Source organism: Pseudomonas saliphila (genome assembly GCF_008638345.1).
GTDB lineage: Bacteria > Pseudomonadota > Gammaproteobacteria > Pseudomonadales > Pseudomonadaceae > Halopseudomonas > Halopseudomonas saliphila.
In genome coordinates, this window is the sequence record NZ_VTVA01000042.1 from 1 (window position 1) to 2,106 (window position 2,106).

Sequence of the window (2,106 nt, forward strand, 5' to 3'; positions counted from 1 at the left end):
CTAAAAATTTTGTAAAAAATTTAATAATAAAATATAAAAATAATTTTTATAAGAAAAAGATAATAAAAAGGAATTCAGCAAAATAATTCTTTGCCTGTTTATCAAAAACATGTCCATATGAAAGATATTTATGGTCTGGCCTGCTCACTGAGTAGTAGTAAACTTAAAGAGCCGCGGTATATTGACCGTGCAAAGGTAGCATAATCATTAGTTTTTTAATTGGGAACTCGTATGAATGGTTAAACAAAAGAAGTTCTGTCTCTTTATTTTATATTGAATTTAACTTTTAAGTGAAAAGGCTTAAATTTTTTAAGGGGACGATAAGACCCTATAAAGCTTTATAATGAAATAATATTTTTTTGAAATAATTTATAAAAATAAAGTAAAATTACTTTATTTTGTTGGGGCGACATAGATATAAATATATTATTTAACTGTCAAGATATAATACATAAGTTTATGAGTAAAATAAATGATCCTTATTTAAAGATTAAAAGACTAAGTTACTTTAGGGATAACAGCATTATTTCTTTTGAGAGTTCTTATTGAAAAAGAAGTTTGTGACCTCGATGTTGAATTAAAGAATCTTTATAGTGTAGCCGTTATAAAAAGAAGGTCTGTTCGACCTTTAAATCTTTACATGATTTGAGTTCAGACCGGCGTAAGCCAGGTTGGTTTCTATCTCTTAATTTAAAAAAATTATTTTAGTACGAAAGGATTGAATAATTAGAAAATTTCTATAGCTGAATTTATATTTAAATAAGTTTAAAATAATAACTTTTAGAGTTAATAATTTAGTTAAAGTTACTATTTTGGCAGATAATATGTACCAGGTTTAGGACTTGATTAAGATAGAAAGGAATTCTATAAATAGTAATAATATTATAGCTAATAATTTAGTAATTAAATATTATTTTAATAAATTAAAATATTTTAAGTTTTTAACTTAATAAAAACAACTGTAAAATAATAAAGTAGTTGGTTAATACTTAATGTTTAGGAGTATAATATTTGTAAATTATTTAATTTTAATTGTTTGTGTTTTAGTAAGGGTAGCTTTTGTAACTTTATTAGAACGAAAAATTCTTGGGTTTATTCAAATTCGATTTGGTCCTAATAAAATTGGTTACATAGGTATTTTACAGCCTTTTTCTGACGCAGTAAAATTATTTACTAAAGAACAAATAACTCTTACTGTATCTAATTTTTTACCTTATTATTTTTCTCCTGTATTTAGATTATTTTTATCTTTGTTAGTATGAGTTGTTTTACCTTATGATATTGGGTTAGTAAGAAAATTTGATATAAGAGTGTTGTTTTTTTTTTGTTGTTTAAGATTTGGAGTATATAGGGTAATAATTGCAGGGTGGTCTTCTAATTGTAAATATTCTTTATTAGGGAGACTACGAGCTGTAGCTCAGACTATTTCTTATGAAGTAAGGCTAGCTTTGATTCTTCTATCGTATGTTATTTTAGTAGCCGGGTTTAATTTAAATTTATTTATTGAATATCAATCTAATGTATGATTTATTTTTTTGGCTTTTCCTTTAAGATTAATTTGATTTAGAAGGTGTTTGGCTGAAACTAATCGGACTCCTTTTGATTTTGCTGAAGGAGAATCTGAACTTGTATCTGGGTTTAATACTGAGTATAGAAGAGGAGGATTTGCTTTAATTTTTATGGCTGAATATGCAAGAATTTTATTTATAAGAATTCTTTTTGTTATTATTTTTTTAGGTAGGAGAGTTTGTTCAATTTTTTTTTTTATTAAAGGAGTAGTTATCTCTTTTATTTTTGTGTGAGTTCGGGGCACATTACCTCGATTACGATATGATAAATTAATATATTTGGCTTGAAAAAGATTTTTGCCTGTTTCTATTAATTATTTAATTTTTTTTGTGGGTTTAAAAGTTTTTTATTTATTATAAATTATTAGTTTATAATATTAACTAAAATAGTAGATTAATCAACTATTAAGAATTATATTCTTTTCTAATGTTTTCAAAACATTTATTTTTATAAACTAAATAGTCATTTTAATATTTTATCTCAAAAAAAAATAATTAAAGGGTTAAAAATAAAATAAGAAAAATAAATAATAGTTAA

The 2,106-nt window shown here is 23.7% G+C and carries 1 protein-coding gene, 1 rRNA gene and 1 pseudogene; 2 read left to right on the plus strand and 1 reads right to left on the minus strand.

Annotated elements, in window-relative coordinates:
• Together FHK95_RS20170 and FHK95_RS20545 are read left to right on the plus strand one after the other, a co-directional pair.
• Nucleotides 1-712, plus strand: a 23S ribosomal RNA gene (locus FHK95_RS20170); the annotation flags it as partial.
• A gap of 280 nt (nucleotides 713-992) precedes the next feature.
• Nucleotides 993-1,526, plus strand: a pseudogene (locus FHK95_RS20545) (NADH-quinone oxidoreductase subunit H).
• Here FHK95_RS20545 and FHK95_RS20575 read toward each other — a convergent pair.
• Nucleotides 1,511-1,813, minus strand: coding sequence for a hypothetical protein (locus tag FHK95_RS20575; RefSeq protein ID WP_235906850.1), 303 nt, complete (start codon nucleotides 1,811-1,813; stop codon nucleotides 1,511-1,513). The pseudogene FHK95_RS20545 and the gene FHK95_RS20575 sit on opposite strands and share 16 nt — an antisense overlap.
• Nucleotides 1,814-2,106 lie beyond the last annotated feature (293 nt).